Source organism: Roseateles sp. GW821-FHT09G09 (assembly GCF_059415965.1).
The window spans coordinates 81,979-108,536 of sequence record NZ_JBWKOG010000012.1 but is presented as its reverse complement, the minus strand read 5'-3'; the positions used below and the strand labels follow the sequence as shown (position 1 = coordinate 108,536).

Below are 26,558 nucleotides of genomic sequence, written 5' to 3'. Positions count from 1 at the left end.
ACTGCTGCTCGGGAACTTCGGGTACTGCGGCAAGCCGCATTCAGTCGATGTAGCGCAGGCCGGCCTTGGCCAGCGGCTCGCGCATCTTGTACATGTCCAGGCCGAGCACGCCGGCCGCGAACTGCTCGCGCTTGGCGCCCTCGTTGGCCTCGCGGGCGGCGGCGGCGTCGAGTGTCTTCTGCGCCAGCGCCGCCGGCACGCAGACGATGCCGTCGTCGTCGGCGACGATGATGTCCCCGGGATGGACCAGCGCGCCGGCGCAGACCACCGGGATGTTCACCGAGCCCGGCGTCGCCTTGATCGTGCCCTTGGCGGAGATGCACCTGCTCCACACGGGGAAGCCCATCTCGTTGAGCGTGCGCACGTCGCGCACCCCGCCGTCGATGATCAGCGCGCGGGCGCCGCGTGCCTTGAACGAGGTCGCGAGCAGGTCGCCGAAGTAGCCGTCGCCGCATTCGGCGGTGACGCCGGCGACGACGATGTCGCCCTCGCGGATCTGTTCGGCGGCGACGTGCAGCATCCAGTTGTCGCCGGGCTGCAGCAGCACCGTGACCGCGGTCCCGGAGACCGCGGCGCCCGATTGGATCGGCCGCATGTAGGGCTTGAGCAGGCCGACACGGCCCAGCGCTTCATGAACGGTCGCGGCGCCGAAGTGGCGGAGCGCATCGGCGGCGACGCGGTCGGCGCGGGTGATGTTGCGGTAGACGACGCCGAGTTCGTACATGGCGGGTTCCTTCTTCTGGGGGATCAGGGAATGGGGGGCAGGGAATGGCGGATCGGGGAGCGGACATCGGTCGGCGCGCCGCAGGCTCAGACGGCCGGCGAAGCGAGACCCAGCCTGCGACGCAGCGCGTCGTGGCGGGCGGAAGCGAAATCGTCGGCCACGCGCTGTGCGGTCGCGGGTTCGGCGCTGGTGGTGGCGACGGCGGCGGTGAAGCGGGTGACGATCTCCAGCCCCGGGGGCATCGGGCCGAGGATGGTGAGGCCGCCGTGGCCCAGCAGCTCGCTCAGTTGCTGGAAGCCGAGATCGACGTCGCCCTGCGCGACCATCTTCGCCACGGGCACGCCGGCGGGCGACTGGCGCAGGCGGTCGGCGAGGGCGTTGCGCAGGCCCCAGTCCTCGAGCAGCTTGAGCAAGGCCTGACCGCTCGGGCCTGTGGAATACCCGATGGCCCGCGCGCCGAGCAGCGCCTGGCGCAGTGCGTCGGCGGTGTCGACGGCGGGGCGGGCATGGCCTTGCGGCGAGGCGATGAACATCGGCGAGTCGGCGATCGGACGCAGCGAACCGGCGCGCAGGTGACCGGCGTTCAGCAGCCGCTGCATCGCGTCCGCGGCGAGCACGACGAGGTCCAGCGTCTCGCCCGCCTCGACCCGTCTGGCGGCGTCCACGCCGCCGATCGATTCGATGTGCAGCTCCAGGCCGTGCGTGGCGGTGAACGCCGCGGACAGTTCCGCTAGCAGGGCGCGGGTGGCCATCGAGGAGAGGCCGGCGAGGGGTGCGATCACGGGGCGGTCCGGAAGCGGTCGAGTGGGGCGGATTCTGGTCCCGCGGGACCGGGCTCACCAGTTCTGGGTTGCACTAGCTGCTATTCCGATCCGGCATGACACGGATGCGGGGCCATGCCGGTTCATGAGAGCATGCGCCGCATGAACCTGACCCAACTGGAGACTTTCGTCCATGTGGCCGAGCACGGCAGCTTCAGCAAGGCCGCGATGGTGCTGGGGGTGGCGCAGCCAGCGCTGAGCCGGCAGGTGCGGGCGCTGGAGACGGAGCTGCACGAGACGCTGCTGCTGCGCAACGGGCGCGGCGTGGAACTGACCGAGGCGGGGCGGCGCCTGCTGCAGCATGGGCAGGACATCCTGAACCTGGTCAGCCATGCCAAGGACGACCTGCGGGCGCGCCGCAGCGAGCCGGTGGGGCGGATCACGATCGCGATGCCGCCGACGCTGGCGCGGCTGCACACGCTGGCGCTGATCCGGGCCTTCCAGGCGGAGATGCCGCAGGCGCGGCTGACGATCATGGAGGGGTTCTCGGTCCACCTGACCGAGTGGCTGCTGACCGGGCGCACGGACCTGGCGCTGGTCTACAACCCCGAGCCGGTGCCGGCGCTGGAGATCCTGCCGCTGCGGCGCGAGCGGCTGTGCCTGGTCAGCCCGAAGGACCAGGCGCCGGCGCGGCCGCCGACCTTGTCGCAGCTGTCGCGGTATCCGCTGGTGATGCCGCAGCGGGGGCACATCTTCCGCGCGCTGATGGAGCAGGCGGCGGCCATGGCGGGGGTGCAGCTGGACGTGCGCTGGGAGGTGGCCAGCGTCCCTGCGATCCTGGACTGCGTCGCGGCCGGCATCGGCCATGCGGCGCTGGGCGAGGACGCGCTGCAGATCTACGAGAAGCCGGAGCGTCTGGTCACCACGCCGTTCGCGAAGGCGGACATCCAGAGCACGCTGTGCCTGGTCACGCCGACCAGCAAGCGGGCGACGCCGTTGATGCAGAAGACGGCGGGGGTGCTCATGAGGATGGTGGGGGAGCCGCGGTGATGATCGGGAGTCAGAGCCTCGCCATCACCTGACGAGGATCCCCGATGACGGAGCGCGATGAAGGCGCCGCTCAAGCCGCTCAAGCCGCTTTCGCCGCCGGTGGCTTGGCGCGCTTCACGTACTGCGGCAGGAAGCTGCGCTTCTCCGGGCCGAAGGCGACGGTCACGCTTTCCGCGCTGGCTTCGACGACCACGCCGCCGCCGTAGCGCTTGACCCGGACCACATCGCCGGGTTGGAACACGGCCGGCATCGCGACCGGCATTGCGGTCGGGGTGTCAGGCCTTGCCTCGGCGACGCGCGACGAGGCCTCGCGCTCGTGCGCGTCGAAGCGCTCACAGTTGTCGCAACCGTGGCATCGCTCGAAACCCGCCGCCTCGTCGAACGCCTCCAGCATCACGCGCCAGCGGCACAGGCCACTCTGCGCGTAGAACACCATCTGCTCCAGCCGGCGCCGGTCCTGGCCCGCCTTGGCCTCGTAGCGGGCCAGCGCCGCCATCAGCGACGCCACGTCGCCCGGCGGGGGATCGGCCAGCGCGAACGCATCGCCGTCTTCCGTCAACCAGCCCTCGCGGACCAGCAGGCCCGTCAGCACCTCGAGCTTGTTGCGCGGTCGGCCGAGGCGCTCCCGCAGCGCATCGAGTGTCCAACCCGTCTCGTCCGGCGGATTGGTGCGCAGCGCCTCGGTCACCGATTGCGCATCCGCCGGTGCCGGATACCGGCCGTTGAGAAAGAACTGCTGCACCGCCCGGTCGCCCGCCACGAACAGCAGCGTGCAATCCGCCGGTTCGCCGTCGCGGCCGGCGCGTCCCGATTCCTGGTAATAGACGTCCAGCCCGGCCGGCAGCTGGTAGTGCACGATCCGGCGGATGTCCGGCTTGTCGATGCCCAGGCCGAACGCGTTCGTCGCGACCATCACCCGCGCGTCGCCCCGCATGAAGCGGTCCTGCGCCTCGTGGCGCTCGGCGGCACGCAGACGGCCGTGATACAGCGCCGACCGGACGCCGGCGCCGACCAGCGCGTCATGCACCGTTTCCGCGGCCTTCACGGTGGCGGTGTAGACGATCGTCGACGGCGGTTCCGGGTCCTCGTCGGCAACCAGCGCGAGCAGCCGCCGCAGCTTGTCCTCGTCGTCCGCCAGCGGCTCGACGCGGTAGTGCAGGTTGGCGCGGTACGTGCCGCCGATCAGGCAGCCCGCGCCGGGAATGTCCAGCTGCCGCGCGATGTCCTCGACCACCTCCGCCGACGCCGTGGCGGTGAGCGCGAGCACGGCCGGACGCCCCAGCCGCTCGCGCGCCTCGCCGATGTTCAGGAAGGCCGGCCGGAAGTCGTGGCCCCACTGCGAGATGCAGTGCGCCTCATCGACGACCAGCAGGTCGGTGGGCCGCTCCGCGAGACGCTCCAGCCACCCGGCGTCGTCCAGGCGCTCCGGCGTCAGCAGCACGACCCGCGCGCTGCCGTCCAGCGCGGCCGCCTCCTGCGCGGCGAGCGTGGCCGCGTCGAGGCCGCTGTGCACCTGCGCGCAGCGGATGCCCAGCGCGGCCAGTCGCTCGCACTGGTCCTTCATCAAGGCGATCAGCGGCGAGACGACGATCGTCCGGCCCGGCAGCAGGGCGGCGGGCACCTGGTAGCACAGCGACTTGCCCGCGCCGGTGGGCATCACGGCCAGCGTGTTCAAGCCGCGCAGCACGCGATCGATCACCTCCTTCTGGCCGGGCCGCCAGACGCGCAGCCCGAAACGTCGCAGTTGCTGCAGGAGAAGACGGTCGGAGGGCGTGGCGCGGCGCGTGGGCATGGGGTCTCGATGCGTTCAAGGGGTTGCGCACGCCTCCAGCAAGCCGCGAGCCCGAGGCGTTCGACGCGCACCTCCCCAAGTTCGCACACCGGGCACAGAGGTTGCCGTACGAAGGCATGCCCCCACGAACAGCCGCATCGGCTGCGCGACGGGTCCACCTCACGTCCACAACATTCGGAGATCCGCATGATCAGCACCATCCTGCTCGTCATCCTCATCCTGCTGCTCGTCGGCGCCTTGCCATCCTGGCCTCACAGCCGCAGCTGGGGCTATGGCCCCAGCGGCGGCCTGGGTCTGGTCGTCGTGATCCTGATCGTCCTGCTGCTGCTGGGCTACATCTGACGACCCGCCGGGGTTGCGCCTGGCACCCCGGCGTCTCCTTCGAATCCCCACACCGCGTCGCGCGGCAACCGCCCTTGTCGTGATCAAGGTGCGCGCGCATGCGTCGGGTCCACGGGACGTGGAAAGCGGTTTTACGGGTGCACGCACCTTCCCCATCGATACCAAGTGGCGCTGCGCGACAGCCGTCGGGCCATTCATTTTTGAGGTATCGAGCTTGGACAAGGTGACTGACTCCGGAACGGGCGACAACGCCAAGCCAACGCGCCAACGCCTCGGGAAGGGCGACGACGTCTTCGTCACCAGCTGGGAGGACGGCGAGGTTGCCGGTGGTGCCGGTGACGACATCCTGCTGGGCGATCGCGAAAGAATCGCCCGACGATTTCTCTCCTACGTCCAGACGAGGTTCGTCCAACCAGAAGTCAGTGTCGAAGAGCGCCTTCTGGGGGACGAGAACCACACGGAGGGACAGCTGCTGTTGCACGTCGTCCATGGCGTGCATGAAGTGGGACGTGCCGTCTCCGACCGGTTTTACGGGGAGGCAGGTGCGGACTGGCTCTTGTCCGGCTGCGGCAACGACGTCCTGAAAGGCGGTTCCGGCAACGACGTGATGTACGGCGAGGCGGGCGACGACTGGTTGGACGGTGGCGGCGGCCACGACATCATGAGCGGCGACAACCTGGGAGAGGCCGGCGGGGACGACACACTCTTTGGCGGCGACGGGGACGACTGGCTGTTCGGCAACGGCGGCAAGGATGAACTCGATGGCGGTGCCGGCGACGACGTGCTGCACGGCGACGATCCCTACGTCGAGTACGCCTCCCAACAGGCGGATATCCTGCGTGGCGGCGAGGGCGACGACCGCCTCTTCGGTCACGGCGGTGATGACCTTCTGGAAGGCGGCCCAGGCAACGACGTGCTGGTCGGGGGAGCGGGCAGCGACACCCTTCTGGGCGGCGATGGCGACGATCGGCTTTACGCCTATGCCCCTTCCTGGTGGTCCCATCACGAGGACAGCGAAGCGCGCGCGGTCATGGTCCGCGCCGTGACGTCGGAAGCGCGCCAGGACCGTCCGCTGCCGCCGAGGGCGGATCACCAGCCGTCCCTGGATTGGGACCATGAGAACCACCTGGATGGAGGCGCGGGCAATGACGTGTTGGAGGCGGGTCGCGGGAGAGACCTTCTGAAGGGCGGACCCGGCGATGACCTCTATCTGATTCCGTTCGACACCCGCGATGACGTCGTGTGGGAATCCGATGGGAACTCGTCGACCGGCGACGTCGTCCGGTTCACGGGTCACAAGGACGCCACCGGCATGACCTTCCAGCGCGAGGGCGACGACCTGCTCGTGTCCTGGAATAGGGAGCACAGCCTGCGCATCGCGCAGCAGTTCGCTGCCACGGGCGGGACTGCCATCGAGCGATTCGAGTTCTACAGCCACGCCGTGCCAACGATCGTGCTGAGTGCCGACGACGTCCTGCGCCGGGCCGATCCGAATGCGCACGTCCGCAACGTGCCACCAGCGACGATCCCGGCATTGAAACCTGGGATCTGGCGGTCGTCCGTCGACTACCCCATGTGGTACCCCGGCCTCGACGCCGTGACGACCGACCCCATCGATCACTTCGAACTCGACGACAAGGACAACCTGATCCGCACCCAGGATCGCCCCACCATCGTCAATGCCCGTGGCGGGCGGGACGTCGTGATCGGCGGGGCGGCTTGGGCACTCGACGCCGATGGCGGCAGCGGCGACGACATCCTGCTGTCGGGACATGAACTGGTCTGGCACGGCGGTGGCAGCCCCGCGGAGACGGACATGGCGGTCTGGTCCGAGACACACGGCTGGACCACGGGCTGGCCGACTCGGGCCGCCAGCAATCGCCAATACGGGAAGATCAACGTTTACAGGGCCACGCACGACCTCCCCACCGGCCAACCCTGGCTGCCGTCCGTGCGCTTGCACGTCGTCCACCCGACGGCGGCCGGTGCTGCCGGCGATGGCGGCGACACCTTGCGCGGTGGAAAGGGTGCGGACTGGATCATGTCGGCCGGCGGTGCCGATCATTTGTCCGGTGGCAACGGCGACGATGTGATGTACGGCGACGGCGGCGACGATCGCCTGCTGGGTGGGGACGGCGACGACGTGCTGAGCGGCGACAACCTCGCAGCGCTGGCCCTGCGGACTGTCGGGGACCATGGGAGAGACCATCTCTCCGGCGGCCCTGGCGACGATCTGCTGTTCGGCAATGGCGGCGATGACGTGCTCGAAGGGGAGTCCGGCGACGATGTGCTGTTCGGTGACGACGCCTTGAGTGATCCGCGAGAGCATGGCGCGGACAGCCTGCATGGCGGAGAGGGCGACGACCGTTTGTATGGCCAGGGTGCGAGCGACAGGCTCTTCGGCGATCTCGGCGACGACGTGCTCTTTGGCGGCAGCGGCAACGATCATCTGACCGGCGGCGAGGGCGACGATCGTCTTCATGGCGGCGACCCGGTCGGCGCCGACGCGGAGCTTGCGGCGATCGCCGTGGCAGGACTGGACGGGCTCACCTACGCGCAGCTGCTGGCGGGCACGCACCCGTGGACGTCGCGGCCCGACGCGTACGCGGGCGAGCTGCACACGGAAAGCGACGACGACATCCTCGACGGCGGCCCGGGTCGGGATCTGCTGGAGGGCGGGCGCGGCGACGACCGGCTCATGGGCGGAAGCGGCGGGGACGTTTATCTCCATGCCCCCGGCGACGGCCACGACGTGATCCTCGAAGCGGGCGAAGCCGGAGACGGGCCGGACATCATCCGACTGCTCGGGAGCCATTCAGCGCCCACGATCAGCCGCCTCGGTGACGATCTGATGCTCGATCTCGGCCCCGCCGGATCGATCCGGGTCGAAGGGCATTTCAAGGCGGATGGCACCGGCGCGATCGAGCGCGTGGTGCTGCAGGATTCCGAGCAGACCCGTCCGCGCCTGCAATGGGATGCGACAGAGCTGCTTCGTCGCAGCCAGATCACGCACAGCGTCGACTCGGGGCAGGGCGATGCCGCGTCACGTGTTCGGCGATCGCTGCAGACGACCGAGGGCACCGACCGGACCGACGAGTTCACGGGGAGCGCCGGCCGGGACCGGCTGATCGGCCGTGCGGGCGATGACAGCTTGGACGGAGGAGCGGGCGATGACGTCCTGAGGGGAGGGCGCGGCGACGACAGGATCATCACGGGCACGGGCCGGGACCGGGTCAAGGGCGGACCCGGCAACGATCTGATCATCGTCCAGCACGCGTTCCAGCCGCCGCCGGCAGCGGACGACAAGCGCATCGACGGCGGCCTGGGCCAGGACACGGTCGACTATTCGCGGGTGATCGCCCCGGAGGGCATGGCCGACCCGGGCATCGTGGCGCTGCTGGATCAGGGGCTGGTCCACTGGGCCTGGGGGGCGGACCAGCTCACGAGCGTCGAACATGTCGTGGGCACGGACATGGCCGACCGGTTCCGGGGTGACGGCAAGAACAACGTGTTCACCGGAGGCGCCGGCAACGACGTCTACGAGATCGTCCTGGGCGGCGGCGCCGACACGATCGTCGAGGACGACACGTCCTCGGGTGGTCAGGACAGCGTCCGGTTCGGCGACGGCATCGTGGCCTCGCAGCTCAAGGCGCGCACCTCGGGGCAGGACCTCGTGATCGACATCGACGAAAGAAGCAGCGTGACGCTCCGGGATTGGTACCGGGGATCCGGACGCCCGGTGGAACGCTTCCTGTTGCACGACGGCAGCGAACTGGCCTTGTCGACGTTGCTCGCCTCGGTCCCGCCGCCTATCCTGGCGGTCTGACGCCCGTCAGGCCCACCCGTGCCGCGGACGGGGCAGTTCGCCGCCATGCATCCCGCCGTGCATCCCGTCAGGCGCCCAGCAGCGACTGTCCGCAGACCCGCAAGACCTGACCCGTGAGCGGGTGCGCGCCCGGCGACGCCAGGAAGGCGATCGCCTCCGCGACGTCCGCCGGCGTGCCGCCCTGCTTGAGCGAGTTCAAGCGCCTCCCGGCCTCGCGCACCATCAGCGGCATGCGGCGCGTCATCGCGGTCTCGATGAATCCCGGCGCGACGGCGTTGATCGTGCCGCCGCGTTGATCGAGCGTCGCCGCCCGCGCGCCCACATAACCGATCAGCGCGGCCTTGGTCGCGCTGTAGTTGGTCTGGCCGGCATTGCCCGCGATGCCGCTGATCGATGACAGGCAGACCTCGCGCGCACCGGCGTTGAACAGCCCGGCCTCGTCCAGTCGCGCGTCGATCGCGAGGATCGCGGCGAGGTTCAGCGCCATCACCGCGTCCCACTCCGCCGCGGACATGCGCGCCAGCGTCCGGTCGCGCGTGATCCCGGCGTTGTGCACGAGCACGTCCACGCCCTGCAGCCGCCGGGCGGCATCGACGAGCTCATCAGCGGCACCCGGCGCGGTCAGGTCCGCCGCCAGCAGCGAGCCGCCGATCTCGCGGACCAGCGCCTCCAGCGGCTGGCGGGCCGCCGGCACGTCGACGCACAGCACGCGCATCCCGTCCCGCGCCAGACGGCGGGCCGTGGCCGCGCCGATGCCGCCCGCCGCGCCCGTGACGATCGCCGCCGGCACGCGCTCGTCGTCGTCGACCGCCGCGACGAGGTCCTTGCGCCAGGCCAGCACCTGGCCCGACACATAGGCCGAGCGATCCGTGCCGAAGAAGCGCAGCGCGCCCGCCAGCGAGGCCGTCGAGGCCGCGCCTTCCTGCAGCACGAGCGCGTTGGCCGTCGCGCCGCGCCGGCCGACTTCCTTGGCCAGCGCGCGGACAAAGCCCTGCACCGCATGCAGGCAGGCCGCTTCCGCGGCGCTCATGACGCCGGCGGACGTCAGGGCCAGGACGCGCCCGCTTGGCGCCAGACGGCTCATCGCGAGTTGCGCCTGCTCGAACAACGCACGCAGCGCCGCGATGTCGTGACAACCGGTCGCGTCGATCACCAGCGTGCGCACCGGGCCGTCGCCGCTCGGCACACCGCCCTGATCGACGATCGCCGCCAGCAGCGACGGCAGCGGCGCCGTGCTGCCCGGCGCGATCGCGAGCACGGACCGGCCGGCGAGTTCCGCGTCCGTCCAGGCCTCGTGCAGACGTGCCAACGGCACCGGCTGCGGCAGATTCAACCAGCGCGCGATGCGACGTCCGAGGGGATGCTGGACGAAGGAGAGCAGGCGATCGGTCATGGAGGCAGGGTGGGGGGCAGGGTGGGCGGCAAGGTCGTCGGCGTCGGCAACGCCGCGGGCGAGGGCTGCGAACGGCGCGCAGTGTAGGCGCGCCCGGACGTGCCGCCGCTCAACGTCAACCCGATGCGCGTCTCCCGTTCGTCCGATCGCGCGAAGGGCGCGCCGCCGTGCATGCGCGCGATCGCGTCGACGATCGACAGCCCCAGGCCGAGGTGGTCCTCTGCCGTCGCGAGATGTCCTGCGTTCATCGCATCCACGGCGCCCGTGACGGTCGCGGGATCCAGTGACTCGGCGCGATAGAAGCGATCGAACAAACGCGGCAACCGTTCGGCAGCAATGACCGGCCCCGTGTTCGCGACCCACAGCCGGACCTGTCCAGAACGCGCGCCCTCGATGCCCACGCGCAACACGCTGCCGGCGCTGGCATAACGCGTCGCGTTGGCGATCAGGTTCGACAACGCGCGCTTGAGCAGCCCGGCGTCGAAGTCACCGGCCGCCTCGCCCTCGATGCGCAGCGAGAGGCCGGCTGCCTCGATGGCCGCCTCGTGGTATTCGGCGACCTCGGCCGCCAGCGCGGCGAGGCTGTCGACCCGCGCGCGGGGTGCTCGCCGACCGCCGTAGGCCCGCGACAGGAACAGCATGTCCCCCACGATGCCCTGCATGCGCCGGAGCTCCTCGAGATTCGCACCGAGGCGGTCGCTGGCCTCGTGCGTCAGCCCGCCCTCGCGGATCGTGAGTTCGATGCCCGTGATCAGCGTGGCGAGCGGCGTGCGCAGCTCGTGCGCGACGTTGGCGCTGAAGGCCTCCACCTGCGCCTGCGAGCGCCGCTGGCGCTCCAGCATCGCCGTCAAGCGGTCGACGCGCTGACGCAGCGCGCGCAGCAGTCCGCCCGCACTGCGCAACGATGACAAAACGGTCATCCGCATGTCCGCCTCATGTCGGTGTCGTGCGCCTAGAGTAGGCATCAAGGCGTTTGAAACGCGCGCCGACGCAGCAGGACAGGTCTTTCAATGAGCGATGGCTCGACGTACCGACCGATCCCGCGTGCAGGACCACTTTCAACCGAAGGAGTTTGATCATGACCAACTTCAAGAAGCTTTCCCTTCCGATGGGCGCCGCCGCACTGGCGGTCGCACTTGCCGTCCCGGCCTTCGCACAAGTCGAGGAGCAGGTCGTGTCCGGCCCCAAGTCGCGCGATCAGGTGATCGCGGAACTGGAAGCCGCGCGCATGGACGGCAGCCTCGACAAGCTGCAGGGTGAACACAGCTACGCCCCGGACTTCGACGAAGCCAAGGGCATGGACGTGCAGTACTCGAATCACCAGGCCGATGCCGACGTGACGGTGGGCATGTCCGCCGACACCAGCACGCAGTTGCAGTTCGCCGCACCTGCCGCGGGCGGCAAGACGCGTGCCCAGGTGATGGACGAGTTGGAGCAGGCTCGCGCCGATGGGTCGCTGGACCGCGCCTGGAGCGAGCAGGGTTATGCGCCGGAGTTCGAGGCGGCGCATTCGTACCGTCGTTGATCGCTCCGATGCCCGGCACCGGCCGCGACGATCCGCTCGTCGGATCGAGGCGGGACAGTGCCGACCTGACGGGCCGGACGACGGACGCGGGATGACCTGACCTTGCAGTGAGGGTCATCCGACTTCGAGCAACGGGGTTCCCATGAGGGAACCCCGCTTTGCTTTCACAGCCGCGTGACGTCGAGGATCGCCTGCGCGAAGGCCTTCGGCGCTTCCTGCGGCAGGTTGTGGCCGATGCCGCCAGTGAGGTCGCGATGCGCGTAGCTGGCCGTGAACCTGCGGCGGTAGGCGGACGGCGGGGGATGGGGCGCGCCGTTGGCATCGCCTTCCAGGGTGATCGCGGGGATCGTGATGTCGGGCGCCGCGCCGACGCGCGCCTCCACCGAGTCGAAGCGCGATTCACCCTCGGCCAGGCCGAGGCGCCAGCGGTAGTTGTGGACCACGATCGCGACGTGATCCGGGTTGTCGAAGGCCGCGGCGCTGCGCGCGAAGGTCGCGTCGTCGAAGCGCCATTGCGGCGAGGCGAGCTGCCAGATCAGCTTCGAGAACTCGGCGCGGTATTTCTCGTAGCCCAGTCGACCGCGTTCGGTGGCGAAGTAGTACTGGTACCACCACTGCAGCTCGGCCGCCGGCGGCAGCGGCTGCGCGTTGACCTTTCGATCGACCAGCAGGTAGCCGCTGACGGACACCAGCGCGTGGCAGCGCTCCGGCCACAACGCGGCGAGGATGCCCGCCGTGCGCGCGCCCCAGTCGCAGCCGCCGACGATCGCCTTCGGGAGGCGCAGCGCGTCCATCAGCGCGATCGCATCGCGCGCCAGCGCGCCTTGCTGGCCATTGCGCGGCGTGTCGGCGGACAGGAAACGCGTCGTGCCATAGCCGCGGGCATAGGGGACGATGACGCGGTAGCCGGCCGCCGCGAGCAGCGGCGCGACGCCCTCGTAGGTATGGACGTCGTAGGGCCAGCCATGCAGCAGCAGCACGGGCGGACCGTCGGCCGGACCCGCCTCGACGTAACCGACGCGAAGGTCCCCGGCGTCGATGTGCTTGAGCCTGCCGAAGGACGGCGCGATCGTGATGGCTGGTCCTTCGGCGGGCGCGATCGGCACGGACGGCGCGATCGGTGCGGCCCATGCGGCGGACGGCAGCAGGCCACCCAGCGGCAGGCCTGCCACGGCCGTCGCGGCCCCGAGCGACGCACCCAGCCGGAGGAACCGGCGACGGGGCAGCGCGGCGCCGGCAGCGCCCGTCGTGGCGTCCCGGCTCGTTGAAATCGTGTCGAATCCGCCGGGCGCATCGCGCGTGCCGGTCTTGTCGTTGCGGTCGGTCATCGGGGATCTCCGTGTGTGTGGTGGCGACCTCCGCAGTGGACGTCCGCGATGTATCTCCGCCTTGTCGATATCGAACCGGATTGGCATGCCGGTGTCACGCGCGCGATCGCGGATACAGGGGCATACAAAAGAGGAAAAAAGAGGAAAGAAAGAGGGGAGGACCCGCCCGATCTCTGACATCGGTCAAAGCGGCCTCTGGCTTTCCATCCGCATCCTTTCTAGCCTGCCGGCAACGGGCGCGCGGGGCGTCCGGATTCGGGCCCGGGCCCGCAGGAGGTGTCGATGAACGGGGTCTTGCTGGACAAGGTTGTCTATTTTCCGTCGCTGCAGACGCTGCCCGCCGAGCTGCGCGCGCTGCGCGAGCTCGATCGCGGGCGCAAGCGCCTGACCCTGCCGCTGATCACGCTGACGGCGCTGCAGCGCCGGCCGGACGTGGTGGATTTCCGCCGCGCCGCGCAGCAGGCGGGCGAGGCGATGCAGGAGCTGCCGCATTTCATCGACCTGGGCCGCGTGCCGCTCGACCATGCGCTGGCCTGGCGCCGGCTGGCCGATCCGTCACAGGGCTTCCGCACCTGGCGCGAGTTCGCCCAGGCGCACCGCAACGCCGTGCCGGTCGTGCTGATGCCGGACGGGGCCAGCGAACGCGCCATCGCGCTGCAGGCCGCCGCGATCGAGCGCGAGTTCGGGCAGGTGCTGTTCCGGCTGCGCGGCGTGGCGCCGTCGGCGACCATCGTCGAGCGCGCGCTGGATGGGCTCGAGGCGCCGCGCCGCGCGCTGGTCGTGCTGGACTTCGGCACCGAGCGCGAATGGCTGCTCGGCTGCGCCGGCACGGGTCGCGACCTGCTCGCGCGCTGGCGCAAGCGGTGGCCGGGACTGCGGGTCGTGGTCATGGGCAACAGCTTCCCCGCCACGGCGCAATGGCTGGGGCCGACCTTGCCGGAGGACACGCCCCGTTCGGGCCGCCTCGCGATCCTCGAGCGCGAGCTGCATCGGCGCCTGGGCGGCCTGGCCCTCGTCGGGTACGGGGATCATGGGGCGATCCACGCGCCGAGCGAGCCCGGCACGGAGCTGCCGACCGGGCACGTGCGCATCGATTACCCGTGGCAGGGCGCCTGGCGCTTCGAGCGTCGCCGACGGGCGAGTCCGGACGACGCCAGCCGCGAGGCCGCGGAGGCCATCGTCGCGGCGGCGCCGTCGTTCGGCGAGCGCGGCCTGTGGGGCGAGCACGAGATCCAGGAGGCGTCCAACGGGCGGGTCTTCGCGCGCGGCCGCGAAACCTGGACGGCCATCCGCGTCAATCTGCATCTGGCGACGCAGGTCGACGAGATGCTGATCGAAGCCGCCGGCCTCAGGCCCCTGGTGGCGAGCCAGACTTCGTGAAAACCGCCGGCGGGGGACAGGGCGCTGCGAAGCCCGCCGACACGGAAGGGTCGTCGCGGCTCTCTATACTCGCGCCCCATGCGCCGTTGGCTCACCGTCTTCCTGCTGATCCTGCTGCCGCTCCAGCTGAGCTGGGCGGTGGCGGCGACCTATTGCGCGCATGAAGTCGATCCCGCGGCGAACCATGTCGGCCACCATGAGCATCGCCATGAGGCGGCGGACGGCGACGGCGCGGGCTCGGGGGTGAAGGCGTCGCCTGAAGGCTCGACGGCCGGGAAGGCCGAAAAGTCCGGGAAGGCCACCGACAAGGCCCTGACGTGCGTCGACGACGACTGCGGCTTCTGCCACCTCGGCCACAGCCAACCCGTCGCCAGCACGCCCATCGTGCTCCCCGCCGTGACCAGCCCCGCCGCCACAGGCTCCGCGCCCGTCGTGTGGTCCTCTCGCGGCCCCGACCGCCGAGAGCGGCCCAACTGGCCCCCCGCCTGATCGGCAACCGCCACGCAGCGCCGAGTTGGGCGCCCCGCGTCGTTGCAAATCCTCGCCATAGCGCTGCTATGGCTGCGGTTTGCGCCTAGCGGGGCATCCCAACTCGACGCTGCGGGGACCGGGGACCGTCGTGAGTCACGACGACCCTCGCATCCGGCGCTCGCCGATTCCACGTTGATCCCCCTTCCTGCCCGGCCGCCCCTGCGGCGACGGGCACAACGCCGGAGTCTCCGATGCCCAAGTTCCTGGTGCCGCTTTGCAGCGCGGCACTGCTTTCCTTCATGCTCCCCGCCACTCGAGCGACGGCCGAGCCGCCGTCCGCCTCGGCGGCGCCACCGGCGCCACCGGCGCCATCTGTGGGGCCATCTGCGGCGACGTCTGCGGCGCCATCTGCGGCGACGTCTGCGGCGACGTCTGCGGTGTCGGCACCTTCTGCGGGGTCGTCTGCGTCCGTGCCACCTCTGACGCTGAGCGCCGCCATCGAGCGGGCCCTGTCCGCGCATCCACGGCTGCGCGCGGCCGCCTTCGAGGTCGAAGCCGCCGACGGCGCGGTGCAGCAGGCGGCGCTGCCGCCCAATCCCTCGCTCGCGCTCGAGCAGGAGGACACGCGTCGCGAGACGCGCACCGTCACCGTGCTGCTGAGCCAGCCGCTCGAGATCGGCGGCCAGCGCGCCGCGCGCACGGCGCTGGCACGGCGCGGTCGCGACATCTCGCAGGCCGAACTGGAAGCCTTGCGCGCCGAGCTGCGCGCGGACGTGGTGCAGGCCTTCTTCGCCGCGCTGGTCGCGCAGGAGCGGGTCGTCGCCGCCGAGGAGTCGCTGCGCATCGCCGGCGGCGGTGCCGACGCGACCGCGCGACGCGTCGCCACAGGCAAGCTGTCGCCGATCGACGAGACCCGCGCCCGCGTCGCGCAGGCCACCGCGCGCATCGAGTGGCGGCAGGCGCAGGCGGACCGGCTCGCCGCACGTCATGCGCTGGCAGCCGCGGTCGGCATCGACGAGGGCGCGATCGGCGCGGTCGATGGCGACGCGGGGTCGCTGCCGGCCTTGCCCGCCGAGGCCGAGCTCGCGCGACGCCTGGCCGACGCGCCGGCCCTGCGCCGGGCGCGACTGGAGGTCGACCGCGCGCAGGCCGCGTACGAACTCGAACGCACGCGTCGCCTGCCCGACGTCACGGTGACGCTCGGCGCGAAACGCGCGCAGGAGATCGGCCGCAATCAGGCGGTGATCGGCGTGTCCGTGCCGCTGCCGCTGTTCGATCGCAACCAGGGCGCACAACGCGAGGCGCTCAAGCGCCACCAGGCCGCCGAACAACTCGCCGAGGCCGAATCCCTGCGGCTGCGCGCCGAGGTGCTGAGCGCCGCGGACGAGCTCGCCGCCCGCGCCGACGAGGTCGACGCGCTGCAGCGCACCGTGCTGCCCGGCGCCCGCGAGGCCTACACCGCCGCCACGCGCGGCTTCGAACTCGGGAAGTTCGGCTTCCTGGACGTGCTCGACGCGCAGCGCACCTGGCTGCAGGCGCGGATGCAGTGGCTCGACGCCCTGGCGCAGGCGCACCGCGCCAACGCCGACCTCGAGCGCCGCCTCGGCGCGCCTGCCCAGCAACCGTGAGAACGACGATGAATTTCAACAAGCAAGACGACAAGACGTCCGCCGGACGCGGACTGCCGAAGCGCCAACTGATCGCGATCGCGGTGCTGGTGGCGCTCGGCCTGGGCGGCGGCGCGGCCCTCCTGGCCAGGGGACCGGCGACCTCCACCGAGGGCGGCCACGGGGAGCACGGTGCGCACGCTGAGGACGGGCATGATGACCACGGTCACGCCGGAAAGAAGGACGCGGGGGCGCACAAGGACGAGCACGCCGCTGGCGCCGATGCGGCCAGGCCGGGCGACACGCAGGCGTCCGACGGCCACGGAGCGAAGGACGCCGGCGGGGACGCGGCGGGCCATGCCGGTGGGAAGGACGACGGCCACGGCCACGCCGCGAACGAGCCCGAGGTCATCGCGATGTCCGCGGCGCAGATCCAGGCCGCCGCGATCGCGCTGGAGACCGCCGGCCCGGCGACGATCCGGACGACGACGCGCCTGCCCGGCGAGATCGGCTTCAACGAGGACCGCACCGCGCACGTCGTGCCGCGGGTGGCCGGCGTGGTCGAGGCGGTGCCCGCGACGCTCGGGCAGTCCGTGCGCAAGGGCGATCTGCTGGCGGTGATCGCCAGCGCGCAGGTGTCGGACCAGCGCAGCGAGCTGCTCGCCGCCCAGAAGCGCGAGCAGCTGGCGCGCAAGACCTTCGACCGCGAGCTGAAGCTGTGGGAGGAGAAGATCTCTCCCCGGCAGGACGTCGACGTGGCCGAGCAGGCGCTGCGCGAGGCCGAGATCGCCGTCGCGAACGCGCGCCAGAAGCTGCTCGCGATCGGTGCCTCGACGGGTGCCATGACGGGTTTGACGGCGGGTGTGAAGGCGGGCGGCAGCAGCGCGCTCACGCGCTTCGAGCTGCGCGCGCCGTTCGACGGCGTGGTCGTGGAGAAGCACCTGACGCTGGGCGAGCAGGTGAAGGAGGACGCGAGCGTCTTCGTCCTGTCGGACCTGCGCACCGTGTGGGCGCGCATCGACGTGCCGGCCGGCGACTTGGCCAAGGTGCGCGTGGGCGAGCGCGCCGTCGTGCGGTCCGCCGCCTTCGAGCAATCGGCCGACGGCACCGTCGCCTACGTCGGTCCGTTGATCGGCGGCCAGAGCCGCACAGCGCAGGCGCGCATCTCGCTCTCCAACCCGGAGCGCGCCTGGCGGCCCGGGCTCTTCGTCAACGTCGACGTCATGACGGGCGAGGCATCCGCGCCGGTGACCGTCGCGGCGGACGCGGTGCAGGTCTTCGAGGAGCGGCAGGTCGTCTTCGTGCGCACCGCCGAGGGCTTCACGGCGCAGCCGGTGAAGACCGGCCGCGGCGACGGCCGGCGCATCGAGATCGTCGACGGCCTGAAGGCCGGCGCGAAGATCGCGGCGGTCAACGCCTTCGTCATCAAGTCCGAGGCCGGCAAGGGCTCGGCGACGCATTCGCACTGACGGGGACGACATGTTCGAACGCATCATCCGATTCGCCATCGAGCATCGATGGCTGGTGCTCGCGGCCGTGCTCGGCATGGCCGCGCTGGGCGTGTTCAGCTACCAGAAGCTGCCCATCGACGCCGTGCCCGACATCACCAACGTGCAGGTGCAGATCAACACCGGCGCGCCGGGCTACTCGCCGCTGGAGGCGGAGCAGCGCGTGACCTTCCCCGTGGAGACCGCGATGGCGGGCCTGCCGGGGCTGAAGCAGACGCGCTCGCTGTCGCGCTACGGCCTGTCGCAGGTGACGGTGATCTTCCGCGACGGCACCGACATCCACTTCGCGCGCCAGCTGGTCAACGAGCGGCTGCAGGCCGCGCGCGAGCACCTGCCCGACGGGCTGACGCCGGCGATGGGGCCGGTGTCGACGGGCCTGGGCGAGATCTACCAATGGACCATCGAGGCGGAGGAGGGCGCGCGCAAGGCGGACGGCACGCCCTACACGCCGATCGACCTGCGCGAGATCCAGGACTGGGTCGTCAAGCCGCAGCTGCGCAACGTGCCGGGCGTGACCGAGGTCAACACGATCGGCGGCTTCGCCAGGGAGTTCGAGGTGGCGCCCGATCCCGGGCGGCTGTCGTCGCACGGGCTGACGCTCGCGGAGGTGGTCCAGGCGCTGGAGCGCAACAACGCCAACGTCGGCGCCGGCTACATCGAACGCCGCGGCGAGCAGTACCTGATCCGCGCGCCGGGACAGCTGCGCGACCTCGCCGACATCGGCAACGTCGTGCTGCGTGCCGACGGCGGCGTGCCGGTGCGGGTGCGCGACGTGGCGCAGGTCGGCATCGGCAAGGAGCTGCGCAGCGGCGCGGCCACCGACAACGGCCGCGAGGTCGTGCTGGGCACCGTCTTCATGCTGATCGGCGAGAACAGCCGCAGCGTCGCGCAGGCGGTGGACCGCAAGATGAAGGAGGTCGCGACCACGCTGCCTCAGGGCGTGCACGTGGTCACCGTCTACGACCGCACGGTGCTGGTGGACAAGGCCATCGCGACGGTCAAGCGCAACCTCGTCGAGGGCGCGGTGCTGGTGATCGCCGTGCTCTTCCTGTTCCTGGGCAACCTGCGCGCGGCGGTGCTGACGGCGATGGTGATCCCGCTGTCCATGCTGTTCACCTTCACCGGCATGGTCGGTCAGAAGGTCAGCGCCAACCTGATGAGCCTGGGCGCGCTGGACTTCGGGATCATCGTGGACGGCGCGGTCGTGATCGTCGAGAACTGCGTGCGGCGCCTGGCGCATGCGCAGTCGCGGCTGGGCCGGCCGCTGACGCGCGGCGAGCGCTTCCACGAGGTCTTCGCCGCGGCGCAGGAGGCGCGCCGGCCGCTGCTGTTCGGGCAGCTGATCATCATGGTGGTCTACCTGCCGATCTTCGCGCTGACCGGCGTGGAGGGACGGATGTTCCATCCGATGGCGGTGACGGTGGTGATGGCGCTGCTCGGCGCGATGATCCTGTCGATCACCTTCGTGCCTGCGGCGGTGGCGCTGTTCATCGGCGACAAGGTGCAGGAGAAGGAGAGCCGCCTGATGGCCTGGGCGCACCGCGCCTATGAGCCGCTGCTGGTCCGGGCGATGGGCGCGCGGCCGGTGGTGATCACCGGCGCCGTGGTGGCGGTGGTGCTGTCGACCTTGCTGGCGACGCGGCTGGGCAGCGAGTTCGTGCCCAGCCTCAATGAAGGCGACTTCGCGGTGCAGGCGCTGCGGCTGCCCGGCACCAGCCTGTCGCAGTCGGTGGCGATGCAGCAGCAGATGGAAGCGCGGCTGAAGCAGAAGTTCCCGGAGATCGAGCGCGTGTTCTCGCGCACCGGCACGGCCGAGATCGCCGCGGACCCGATGCCGCCGAACATCTCGGACGCCTACGTGATGCTCAAGCCGCAGGACCAGTGGCCGGCGCCGCGCCGCACGCGCGACGCGCTGATCGCCGCGGTGCAGGCGGAACTCGCGACGCTGCCGGGACAGAACTACGAGTTCTCGCAGCCGATCCAGCTGCGGTTCAACGAGTTGATCTCGGGCGTGCGGTCGGACGTGGCGGTCAAGGTCTTCGGCGACGACATGGACCAGCTGAACGCGGCGGCGGCGAAGATCGCCGCGGTGCTGGAAGGACTCGAGGGCGCGGCCGAGGTCAACGTCGAGCAGACGACCGGACTGCCGATGCTCACCGTCGACATCGACCGCGAGAAGGCGGGGCGTCATGGCCTGAACCTGCAGGACGTGCAGCAGCTGGTCGCGACGGCGACGGGCGGCGCGCAGGCGGGCACGCTGTTCGAGGGCGACCGGCGCTTCGCGATCGTCGTGCGCCTGCCCGAGGCGCTGCGCACGGACCTGGCGGCGATCGAGCGCCTGCCGGTGCCGCTGCCCAAGGGGTCTGACGGCGCGGTGCGTTTCCTGCCCTTGTCGGAGGTCGCGACGCTGTCGCTGGCGCCGGGGCCGAACCAGGTCAGCCGGGAGGACGGCAAGCGGCGCGTCGTCGTCAGCGCGAACGTGCGCGGTCGGGACCTGGGCTCGTTCGTCGCCCAGGCGCAGCAGGCGGTGAGCGCGCAGGTCGCGCTGCCGTCGGGTTACTGGCTGGGCTGGGGCGGCCAGTTCGAGAACCTGCAGTCGGCCAGCGAGCGCCTGCGCGTCGTGGTGCCGCTGGCGCTGGGCCTGGTCTTCGTGCTGCTGTTCGCGATGTTCGGCAATGCGCGGGACGGCTTGCTGGTGTTCTCGGGCATTCCTTTCGCGCTGACCGGCGGCGTGCTGGCGCTGTGGATGCGGGGGATCCCGCTGTCGATCTCGGCGGCGGTGGGCTTCATTGCATTGAGCGGCGTGGCCGTGCTGAACGGGCTGGTGATGATCTCCTTCATCCGCCAGTTGAGGGAGCAGGGCCGCCCGTTGGAGGAGGCCATCCACGAGGGGGCGTTGACGCGCTTGCGGCCGGTGCTGATGACGGCGTTGGTGGCGTCGCTCGGCTTCGTGCCGATGGCCCTGGCAACGGGCACCGGCGCCGAGGTGCAGCGGCCGCTGGCGACGGTGGTCATCGGCGGGATCCTGTCCTCGACCGCGCTGACCTTGCTGGTGCTGCCGGTGCTGTACCGGTGGGTGTATCGCCGGGAGGTCCACTCATCCGCGTGAGGGCGCTGCCTCGCGAAAGTGAATCCGACGCCATCTCCACAAGGGGAGGTCATGGCGCTCGGATCGACGTTTTCCTAGAGTGACTGCATCGCTTCGCAAGGAGAGTGGTGTGCCGATGTCGAAGATGGAAATGAACGGAAGGATCGTGGTCCCCAAGGACATCCGGAAGGCCGTCGGCGCCAAGCTCGGCACGCGCTTCGTCTGGGAGTTGATGGAGGACGGGAGCCTCCGCGTCGTTGCGAAGTCGAAGAGGCCGGTCGCGGAAGAAGCGCCGCAGCCGGATTCCGTGGATTCACTGAATGGAGAATGCGATGCATGAAACGTTTCTGAGCGAGCAGGGCACCCTGCAGGTGCCGGCGGAAATCTTGAAGGAGTTGGGGGCAAAGCCTGGCACCCCGTTTCGCTGGTTCATCCGCGGCGACGGCACCCTCTTTGTTCGTGCCAAGACGACGTCGTTGGCGGAACTGGCGGGAATGCTGAAGCCGCGCAACGGCAAGACGGTCACCGTCGAACAGATGAGTCCGTTCCGGTGATGGGCGCTGTCGACACCAACGTCCTGATCCGCTGCGATGGTCGAAGCGCTCGCAGAGTTCGAGATGTGCGATGCGGATCTTGCCGACTGCATGCACACACGGATTTCGGCATGGGAAGAGCAGGGCCCACTTCACACGTTCGATCGTCGCGCCTCGGCCTTGCCGGGCGCGCAACTGCTCAGTATCAAGGTGGAAGAGCAGAGACCAGCGTGGCGAATGAGCCGAAAGCAGCTTTGTGACGTCGTGTGATCAGCGCGCCGCGCGCCAGTCGAGCAGATCCTCATAGGTCGCGCCGGCGCCGCCGCAGAGGATCACCAGCACGTTCCTGGCATCGCGCAGCACCGGCACCGCGCGCTGCAGCGTCGCAGCGATCGCGGCACCGCACGCGGGCTCGACGATCAACCGGTGCTCCTTGGCCACGTCGAGGCAGGCTTGCACCGCCTCCGCATCGGTCACCGTCGTGGCAACGACCGGATGCCGCTTCGTCCATGCAAAGGCCTCCTCGCTGACGCGTCGAGCGCCCAACGAGGTCGCCAGGCTTGTGATCGCGTCCAGCGTCACCAACTCGTCCGCGGCGATGGCTGCATTCAGCGAATGGGCGCCGACGGTCTCCGCCGCCACCAGCGGAACGTCCTGCCATCCCACCGCGTGCATGCCTTGCAACACGCCGCTCATCAGCCCGCCGCCGCCGACGGAGAGCACCACCGCGTCCGGCTTCGGCGCCTGCGCGGCGGCCTCCGTGATCATCGAGGCATGACCGTCCCACAGGAGCGGATCATCGAACGGATGGATGAAGGCGTCGGTCGGCTGGCGCAGCGACATCAGGTGGTCGTTGGCCTCCATCCAGCTCTTGCCGTGCACGACGACCTCCGCGCCCTGACGGCGGATCAGCGTCTTGGGCCATTCGCGGGTGCTCTCCGGCACGATCACGACGACGGGCAATCCGAGGCGGCGGCCCGCATACGCGACCGCGATCCCCGCATTGCCGCCCGAGGACGACAGCAGCCGGGTCGCGCCCCGCGCCGCATGGACCTCGCAGGCGTGGCCGATGCCGCGGAGCTTGAACGAGCCGCAGGGCTGGAGGGCTTCAAGCTTCAACCAGACGCGCTGGTCCGGGGTGCTGAACGCGTCGGACTCGACGGTCGGGGTGCTGATGTGGATGGGCATGACCGGGATCGTAGCTGGGGCTCAGACAGCCGCTACCATCCTTCGCACATGAACGCTCTCTTCGAACGATCCTGGCAGCGCGCGTGGTCCGCGCTCGTAGTCACCGACCCGGACGCGCCACCATGCGGCACCCTCCGCGCAAGGGACGGTCAGGCGCTGCGCGACGAGCTGCTCGCACGCTACGCGGAACCGCAACGCAAGTACCACACCCGCCAGCACCTCGAGGAATGCCTCGCGTTGTTCGACGAGGTGGGCGATCTGGCCGCGCATCCCGCCGAGGTCGAGATGGCGCTCTGGTTCCATGACGCGATCTACGATGTGCCGGGCAGCGGCAACGAGGAGCGCAGCGCCGACTGGGCGCATGAGGCGCTGCTGGCCGCGGGCGCGACCCGCGACGTCGCCGATCGTGTCCGGCAGCTGGTGCTGGTGACGAAACACGACGGCGTGCCGGCCAGCATCGACGAGCAGGTGCTGGTCGACATCGATCTGGCCATCCTGGGCGCCGAGCGTCCGCGCTTCGACGACTACGAGCGCCAGATCCGCGACGAGTACGCCTACGTGCCGGGCTTCCTGTTCCGCAGGAAGCGCAAGCAGATCCTCAGAACCTTCCTGGAGCGCCCGGTGCTCTACAGCACGCCCGCGCTGCGCGATCGCCTGGACGCGCGCGCCCGGGAAAACCTGCGGCGCGCGATCGGCTGATCAGCGCGCCGCCAGCGTCACGGCCTGCGGCACGCTGCGGAAGCTGATGGCCAGCCGGTTGTAGGTGTTCATGAGGCCGATCGCGACCGTGAGATCGACGAGCTCCTTCTCGCTGAACACCGCGCTCGCCGCGGCGTAGTCGGCATCGGGCACGCCGGTCGTCGCAACGCGGGTGACGGACTCGGCCCAGGCCAGCGCCGCGCGTTCGCGGGCGTCGAACAGCGCGCCGCCTTCCTGCCAGGCCTGCACCAGCGCCAGCTTCTCGACAGGCACGCCCTTCTTGAGCAGGTCCCGCGTGTGCATGTCGAGGCAGTAGGCGCAGTTGTTGATCTGCGAGATCCGCAGGAAGGTGAGTTCGACGAGCGCCGGCGGCAGGCCGCTCTGGGCGACGTAACCGTAGACGCCGCCGAGCGCCTTCACGCCGGCGGGAGAGATCTGGCTGTAGTCGAGACGTTGGGACATGGGGGGCTCCTTGAGATTCCGGGCGATCGGACGATCGGACCGTGGGATGGTGGGTTGGGGGACGGGTGGCTTCCGGGATGTCGATGCAGGATCGATGACTGGATTCTTCTCCCGCCGTGGTGCAAAGTGGAGTCCCAAGAATCGCAGGAATCGCTGTACCACGATGCGTCCGCTGAAGGTCGAACTCGACAAGTCCTCCGCCGTCCCCTTGGCTGACCAGATCCACCGGGGCATCGCCTCGGCCATCGAGCAGCAGGTGCTCCTGGCCGGCATGCGGCTGCCGTCGTGGATCGACCTGGCGGCGCAGCTGGGCGTGGCGCGCGGCACCGTCCGGGTGGCGTACGAGAAGCTCGCCGCCGCGCAGATGATCGAGGCGTCTCGCTCCGCCGGCACGCGCGTGGCGGAGCGGCCCGCCGCCGCGCGGGGCGGCGATCAGGCGCTCGATCCGGGGCCGTTCATCTCGATGTACCGCGAGCTGACCGCCGGGCCGGGGATCTTCCAGCCCGGCATCCCCTCGCGGGAGAGCCTGCCCGCGAAGCTGATGCACCGGCTTCGCGCACGGTCGCTGCTGGCGGAGACGACCGGCGCCGCGCTGTATCCCGACCCGCGCGGGGAGATCGATTTGCGGCGCGAGATCGCCGGCTACCTCGCCGTGGCGCGCGGCGTCGTGTGTTCGCCGGACCAGGTGCTGGTCACCGGCGGGTACGCGGCGGGGCTCGGGATCGCGCTGCGGGTGCTCGGGCTCGAAGGTCGGACGGCCTGGATGGAGGAGCCGGGCTTCTTCTTCACGCGCCAGGCCTTGACGCTCGGCCGCCTGACGCCGGTTCCGGTACCGGTGGACGGGGAGGGCCTCGATGTCGACGCCGGCTGGCTTCGCGCGCCGGACGCCGCGCTGGCCGTCGTCACGCCAGGGCAGCAGGCGCCGCTGGGCGTGACGATGTCGTTGCAGCGCCGGCTGCGTCTGCTCGACTGGGCCGCGAGCACCGGCGGATGGATCGTCGAGGACGACTACTTGAGCGAGCTGCAACTGCAGGGGCGCGCCGCCCCGGCGCTCGCCTCGCTCGACCTCCATGGGCGGGTGATCCACATCGGATCGTTCAGCAAGACGATCGACCCGCGACTGCGGCTCGGCTTCATCGTCGCGCCGGCGGCGTTGGCGGCCCGCTTCGCGGAAGTGTCCGCCTGCCTGGCGCCGCCGCCCGGGCCCGCGGCGCAGCTGGCCATCGCGGCGTTCATGCGCGACGGGCACTACCTGCGTCACCTGCGGCGCGCCAAGCGCCTGTATCTGGCCCAGCGCGACGGCCTGGTGGACCTGCTGCGCGAGCGCGGCCTGGACACCCTGAACGCGGCGTTGGCGGTGCTCGTCCGGACGCCGACGGGCGCCTCGGACCTCGCGATCGCCCGGGAACTCTTCGCCTTCGGCATCTCGCCGGCGCCGCTGTCGGTCTGGTTTGCCGATGCCGGGCAGGCGCAATCGGGCTTGATGCTCAGCGTCGCGACCGCGCCGAAGGCCCAGGTCGCGCGCGCCTGCGACCGTTTGCAGGCGGCGATCGCCCGGCACGCGCCGCGCTGAGGCGCCGGCCCGGACCCCGTCATCCTGGGAGGAACGACCCTTGCCACGAGGGCCGCGCCACCTGCCCCTCCACCTCGACCTTGACCTTGACGGGAACGCCCATGGACATCGACCACCGCCCGCCGCGCGACCTCTGCGCCGGCACCGCTTCCGGACTGCTCGGCGGCCTGATCGGCGCCGCCGCGATGACCGCCTTCCAGGCGGGGCTGTCGCGGGTCGGCATCACCTCGGGCGTCCGGGGCATGCCGTCGACCGAACGCGCCGCCGATCGGCTCGCGAAGCTCGCCGGACGCCGTCTGCCGCGTCGGCGTCGCCCGGTCGCGGGTGAAGCGGTCCACTACGGCATGGGTTCGCTGATCGGCGGGCTCTATGGCGTGGCAGCCGAGCTCGATCCCCGGGTGACCTGGGGGCGCGGAACCGCGTTCGGCGTCACCGCCGCGACCGTCGTCGACGAGACGCTGGTCCCCGCGATGCGCTTCGGCGACCCGGTCACCCGGGCGCCGCTGCAATCGCATCCCTACTCCTACCTGTCGCATCTGGTCTACGGCGCCTTCACCGAAGCGGCGCGCACCCTGTTGCGCCGCTTCTTCGGACGCGTGCGCGCGGGCGCCCAGGTCGTCCGCGAGGCGAGGGCGCAGGGCGTGCCGGTCGCCGCGAGCGGCAAGCCGGCCGATTCCCGCCGCACGCTGCTGATGGCCTTCCTGCTGGGCAGCACCGCCGGACCCCGGACCAGCGCGCCGCTCACCGTCACGAGCTGGGCGGCGAAGCTGGGCTGGATCGACGTCAAGGACTCACCGCTGGCTTTCCTCGCGTCGACACATGCGGTGGCGGTGACTACGCCGATGGCGATCGGCGAGCTCATCGTCGACAAGCTGCCCGCCACGCCCGATCGCACCGATCCGCCGGGGCTTGCGGCGCGGGCCGTCAGCGGAGCGATCTCGGGCGCCGCGCTGGCGGGCGGGCGCTCCTGGCCGGCCGCGTTCGCGGGCGCCATGGGGGCCGTCGTGGCGACCTACGCGGGCTATACGCTGCGCGAGAAGCTGGCCGACGCCCTCGGCCATGATTTCCCCGTCGCGGCGCTCGAGGACCTCATCGCCTTCGGCGGCGCGACGATGGTGTGCCTGGCCCAGTTGGGCAGCAACGAGGCCGACGCTGCGGCGTCCGCAGCGGCCTCGGGACATTCGTATGACGAGGCGCTCACGGTGCTCGGCTGGCCGCACAGCTGAAACGGCCAGCCATTGGATGGTCGTTGCGATGGTCGTTGCGGCGACCGTCGCGGCGACCGTTGCAGCGCCCCTGGCCTGCGCT

The 26,558-nt window shown here is 70.7% G+C and carries 23 protein-coding genes; 15 read left to right on the top strand and 8 right to left on the bottom strand.

Going from position 1 to position 26,558, the window contains the following annotated elements:
- Nucleotides 1-40: 40 nt before the first annotated feature.
- Entirely contained in the window at nt 41-724 is a 684-nt protein-coding gene (gene ligK / locus AC07O8_RS25365; protein ID WP_495050702.1) for a 4-carboxy-4-hydroxy-2-oxoadipate aldolase/oxaloacetate decarboxylase, read from the bottom strand.
- An 86-nt stretch (nt 725-810) separates the two neighbouring features.
- Nucleotides 811-1,506, bottom strand: coding sequence for a substrate-binding domain-containing protein (locus tag AC07O8_RS25360; RefSeq protein WP_495050701.1), 696 nt, complete (start codon nt 1,504-1,506; stop codon nt 811-813).
- Between the two features lie 141 nt (nt 1,507-1,647).
- Here AC07O8_RS25360 and AC07O8_RS25355 point away from each other — a divergent pair, with 141 nt between their 5' ends.
- Nucleotides 1,648-2,535, top strand: a complete 888-nt coding sequence (locus AC07O8_RS25355; protein WP_495050700.1) for a LysR family transcriptional regulator — start codon at nt 1,648-1,650, stop codon at nt 2,533-2,535.
- A 79-nt stretch (nt 2,536-2,614) separates the two neighbouring features.
- Here the strand turns inward: AC07O8_RS25355 and AC07O8_RS25350 are convergent, their stop codons facing one another.
- Nucleotides 2,615-4,327: a RecQ family ATP-dependent DNA helicase gene (locus AC07O8_RS25350; protein ID WP_495050699.1), complete on the bottom strand. Its 1,713-nt coding sequence runs from the start codon at nt 4,325-4,327 to the stop codon at nt 2,615-2,617.
- Between the two features lie 186 nt (nt 4,328-4,513).
- Between AC07O8_RS25350 and AC07O8_RS25345 the strand changes: the two genes are divergently transcribed.
- On the top strand, nt 4,514-4,669 hold the full coding sequence (locus AC07O8_RS25345) for a DUF3309 family protein (protein WP_495050698.1): 156 nt from the start codon (nt 4,514-4,516) through the stop codon (nt 4,667-4,669).
- Between the two features lie 79 nt (nt 4,670-4,748).
- Nucleotides 4,749-8,495 carry a hypothetical protein gene (locus tag AC07O8_RS25340; protein ID WP_495050697.1) on the top strand — a complete coding sequence of 1,249 codons (3,747 nt, stop codon included), beginning with the start codon at nt 4,749-4,751 and terminating at the stop codon, nt 8,493-8,495.
- A 67-nt stretch (nt 8,496-8,562) separates the two neighbouring features.
- On the opposite strand, the gene AC07O8_RS25335 is transcribed toward AC07O8_RS25340, so the two are convergent.
- Together AC07O8_RS25335 and AC07O8_RS25330 are read right to left on the bottom strand one after the other, a co-directional pair.
- Complete coding sequence (locus AC07O8_RS25335; RefSeq protein ID WP_495050696.1) at nt 8,563-9,888, bottom strand: 3-oxoacyl-ACP reductase; 1,326 nt, start codon at nt 9,886-9,888, stop codon at nt 8,563-8,565.
- The gene (locus tag AC07O8_RS25330) at nt 9,885-10,814 is read right to left on the bottom strand and encodes an ATP-binding protein (protein WP_495050695.1); all 930 of its coding nucleotides are present in this window, start codon (nt 10,812-10,814) and stop codon (nt 9,885-9,887) included. The genes AC07O8_RS25335 and AC07O8_RS25330 overlap by 4 nt, the downstream gene beginning before the upstream one ends.
- A 152-nt stretch (nt 10,815-10,966) precedes the next feature.
- On the opposite strand from AC07O8_RS25330, the gene AC07O8_RS25325 reads away from it, so the two are divergent.
- A complete protein-coding gene (locus AC07O8_RS25325; RefSeq protein WP_495050694.1) occupies nt 10,967-11,413 on the top strand; it encodes a DUF4148 domain-containing protein in 447 nt (148 codons plus the stop codon).
- Nucleotides 11,414-11,577: 164 nt separating this feature from the next.
- On the opposite strand, the gene AC07O8_RS25320 is transcribed toward AC07O8_RS25325, so the two are convergent.
- A complete protein-coding gene (locus AC07O8_RS25320) occupies nt 11,578-12,741 on the bottom strand; it encodes an alpha/beta fold hydrolase (protein ID WP_495050693.1) in 1,164 nt (387 codons plus the stop codon).
- 282 nt (nt 12,742-13,023) lie between these two features.
- On the opposite strand from AC07O8_RS25320, the gene AC07O8_RS25315 reads away from it, so the two are divergent.
- The 8 genes from AC07O8_RS25315 (at nt 13,024) to AC07O8_RS25280 (ending at nt 21,598) form a co-directional block, all read left to right on the top strand.
- Nucleotides 13,024-14,121: a beta family protein gene (locus AC07O8_RS25315; RefSeq protein WP_495050692.1), complete on the top strand. Its 1,098-nt coding sequence runs from the start codon at nt 13,024-13,026 to the stop codon at nt 14,119-14,121.
- A gap of 78 nt (nt 14,122-14,199) precedes the next feature.
- Nucleotides 14,200-14,610: a hypothetical protein gene (locus AC07O8_RS25310; RefSeq protein ID WP_495050691.1), complete on the top strand. Its 411-nt coding sequence runs from the start codon at nt 14,200-14,202 to the stop codon at nt 14,608-14,610.
- Nucleotides 14,611-15,062: 452 nt separating this feature from the next.
- Complete coding sequence (locus AC07O8_RS25305; RefSeq protein WP_495050690.1) at nt 15,063-16,220, top strand: TolC family protein; 1,158 nt, start codon at nt 15,063-15,065, stop codon at nt 16,218-16,220.
- Between the two features lie 8 nt (nt 16,221-16,228).
- Nucleotides 16,229-17,668 (top strand): efflux RND transporter periplasmic adaptor subunit, encoded by a 1,440-nt coding sequence (locus tag AC07O8_RS25300; RefSeq protein WP_495050689.1) that lies wholly within the window; start codon nt 16,229-16,231, stop codon nt 17,666-17,668.
- Between the two features lie 10 nt (nt 17,669-17,678).
- The gene (locus AC07O8_RS25295; protein WP_495050688.1) at nt 17,679-20,816 is read left to right on the top strand and encodes an efflux RND transporter permease subunit; all 3,138 of its coding nucleotides are present in this window, start codon (nt 17,679-17,681) and stop codon (nt 20,814-20,816) included.
- A 115-nt stretch (nt 20,817-20,931) separates the two neighbouring features.
- Nucleotides 20,932-21,135 (top strand): AbrB/MazE/SpoVT family DNA-binding domain-containing protein, encoded by a 204-nt coding sequence (locus tag AC07O8_RS25290; protein ID WP_495050687.1) that lies wholly within the window; start codon nt 20,932-20,934, stop codon nt 21,133-21,135.
- Entirely contained in the window at nt 21,128-21,349 is a 222-nt protein-coding gene (locus tag AC07O8_RS25285; RefSeq protein ID WP_495050686.1) for an AbrB/MazE/SpoVT family DNA-binding domain-containing protein, read from the top strand. The genes AC07O8_RS25290 and AC07O8_RS25285 overlap by 8 nt, the downstream gene beginning before the upstream one ends.
- Before the next feature lie 36 nt (nt 21,350-21,385).
- The gene (locus AC07O8_RS25280; protein WP_495050685.1) at nt 21,386-21,598 is read left to right on the top strand and encodes a hypothetical protein; all 213 of its coding nucleotides are present in this window, start codon (nt 21,386-21,388) and stop codon (nt 21,596-21,598) included.
- Here the strand turns inward: AC07O8_RS25280 and AC07O8_RS25275 are convergent, their stop codons facing one another.
- Nucleotides 21,599-22,516 (bottom strand): pyridoxal-phosphate dependent enzyme, encoded by a 918-nt coding sequence (locus AC07O8_RS25275; protein WP_495050684.1) that lies wholly within the window; start codon nt 22,514-22,516, stop codon nt 21,599-21,601.
- A 48-nt stretch (nt 22,517-22,564) separates the two neighbouring features.
- Between AC07O8_RS25275 and AC07O8_RS25270 the strand changes: the two genes are divergently transcribed.
- Nucleotides 22,565-23,215 carry an HD domain-containing protein gene (locus AC07O8_RS25270; protein WP_495050683.1) on the top strand — a complete coding sequence of 217 codons (651 nt, stop codon included), beginning with the start codon at nt 22,565-22,567 and terminating at the stop codon, nt 23,213-23,215.
- Here AC07O8_RS25270 and AC07O8_RS25265 read toward each other — a convergent pair whose 3' ends face one another.
- Nucleotides 23,216-23,677, bottom strand: coding sequence for a carboxymuconolactone decarboxylase family protein (locus tag AC07O8_RS25265; protein WP_495050682.1), 462 nt, complete (start codon nt 23,675-23,677; stop codon nt 23,216-23,218).
- A 163-nt stretch (nt 23,678-23,840) separates the two neighbouring features.
- Here AC07O8_RS25265 and AC07O8_RS25260 point away from each other — a divergent pair, with 163 nt between their 5' ends.
- Entirely contained in the window at nt 23,841-25,250 is a 1,410-nt protein-coding gene (locus AC07O8_RS25260; protein WP_495050681.1) for an aminotransferase-like domain-containing protein, read from the top strand.
- Nucleotides 25,251-25,351: 101 nt separating this feature from the next.
- Nucleotides 25,352-26,476 carry a DUF4126 family protein gene (locus AC07O8_RS25255; protein ID WP_495050680.1) on the top strand — a complete coding sequence of 375 codons (1,125 nt, stop codon included), beginning with the start codon at nt 25,352-25,354 and terminating at the stop codon, nt 26,474-26,476.
- Nucleotides 26,477-26,558: the final 82 nt, after the last annotated feature.

What these genes read in the sequence shown, in the direction of transcription:
- ligK (WP_495050702.1), bottom strand. Translation starts at nt 724, where the DNA reads ATGTACGAACTCGGCGTCGTCTACCGCAACATCACCCGCGCCGACCGC.
- AC07O8_RS25355 (WP_495050700.1), top strand. Translation starts at nt 1,648, where the DNA reads ATGAACCTGACCCAACTGGAGACTTTCGTCCATGTGGCCGAGCACGGC.
- AC07O8_RS25350 (WP_495050699.1), bottom strand. Translation starts at nt 4,327, where the DNA reads ATGCCCACGCGCCGCGCCACGCCCTCCGACCGTCTTCTCCTGCAGCAA.
- AC07O8_RS25345 (WP_495050698.1), top strand. Translation starts at nt 4,514, where the DNA reads ATGATCAGCACCATCCTGCTCGTCATCCTCATCCTGCTGCTCGTCGGC.
- AC07O8_RS25335 (WP_495050696.1), bottom strand. Translation starts at nt 9,888, where the DNA reads ATGACCGATCGCCTGCTCTCCTTCGTCCAGCATCCCCTCGGACGTCGC.
- AC07O8_RS25330 (WP_495050695.1), bottom strand. Translation starts at nt 10,814, where the DNA reads ATGCGGATGACCGTTTTGTCATCGTTGCGCAGTGCGGGCGGACTGCTG.
- AC07O8_RS25325 (WP_495050694.1), top strand. Translation starts at nt 10,967, where the DNA reads ATGACCAACTTCAAGAAGCTTTCCCTTCCGATGGGCGCCGCCGCACTG.
- AC07O8_RS25320 (WP_495050693.1), bottom strand. Translation starts at nt 12,741, where the DNA reads ATGACCGACCGCAACGACAAGACCGGCACGCGCGATGCGCCCGGCGGA.
- AC07O8_RS25315 (WP_495050692.1), top strand. Translation starts at nt 13,024, where the DNA reads ATGAACGGGGTCTTGCTGGACAAGGTTGTCTATTTTCCGTCGCTGCAG.
- AC07O8_RS25310 (WP_495050691.1), top strand. Translation starts at nt 14,200, where the DNA reads ATGCGCCGTTGGCTCACCGTCTTCCTGCTGATCCTGCTGCCGCTCCAG.
- AC07O8_RS25300 (WP_495050689.1), top strand. Translation starts at nt 16,229, where the DNA reads ATGAATTTCAACAAGCAAGACGACAAGACGTCCGCCGGACGCGGACTG.
- AC07O8_RS25295 (WP_495050688.1), top strand. Translation starts at nt 17,679, where the DNA reads ATGTTCGAACGCATCATCCGATTCGCCATCGAGCATCGATGGCTGGTG.
- AC07O8_RS25290 (WP_495050687.1), top strand. Translation starts at nt 20,932, where the DNA reads ATGTCGAAGATGGAAATGAACGGAAGGATCGTGGTCCCCAAGGACATC.
- AC07O8_RS25285 (WP_495050686.1), top strand. Translation starts at nt 21,128, where the DNA reads ATGCATGAAACGTTTCTGAGCGAGCAGGGCACCCTGCAGGTGCCGGCG.
- AC07O8_RS25280 (WP_495050685.1), top strand. Translation starts at nt 21,386, where the DNA reads ATGGTCGAAGCGCTCGCAGAGTTCGAGATGTGCGATGCGGATCTTGCC.
- AC07O8_RS25275 (WP_495050684.1), bottom strand. Translation starts at nt 22,516, where the DNA reads ATGCCCATCCACATCAGCACCCCGACCGTCGAGTCCGACGCGTTCAGC.
- AC07O8_RS25270 (WP_495050683.1), top strand. Translation starts at nt 22,565, where the DNA reads ATGAACGCTCTCTTCGAACGATCCTGGCAGCGCGCGTGGTCCGCGCTC.
- AC07O8_RS25265 (WP_495050682.1), bottom strand. Translation starts at nt 23,677, where the DNA reads ATGTCCCAACGTCTCGACTACAGCCAGATCTCTCCCGCCGGCGTGAAG.
- AC07O8_RS25260 (WP_495050681.1), top strand. Translation starts at nt 23,841, where the DNA reads ATGCGTCCGCTGAAGGTCGAACTCGACAAGTCCTCCGCCGTCCCCTTG.
- AC07O8_RS25255 (WP_495050680.1), top strand. Translation starts at nt 25,352, where the DNA reads ATGGACATCGACCACCGCCCGCCGCGCGACCTCTGCGCCGGCACCGCT.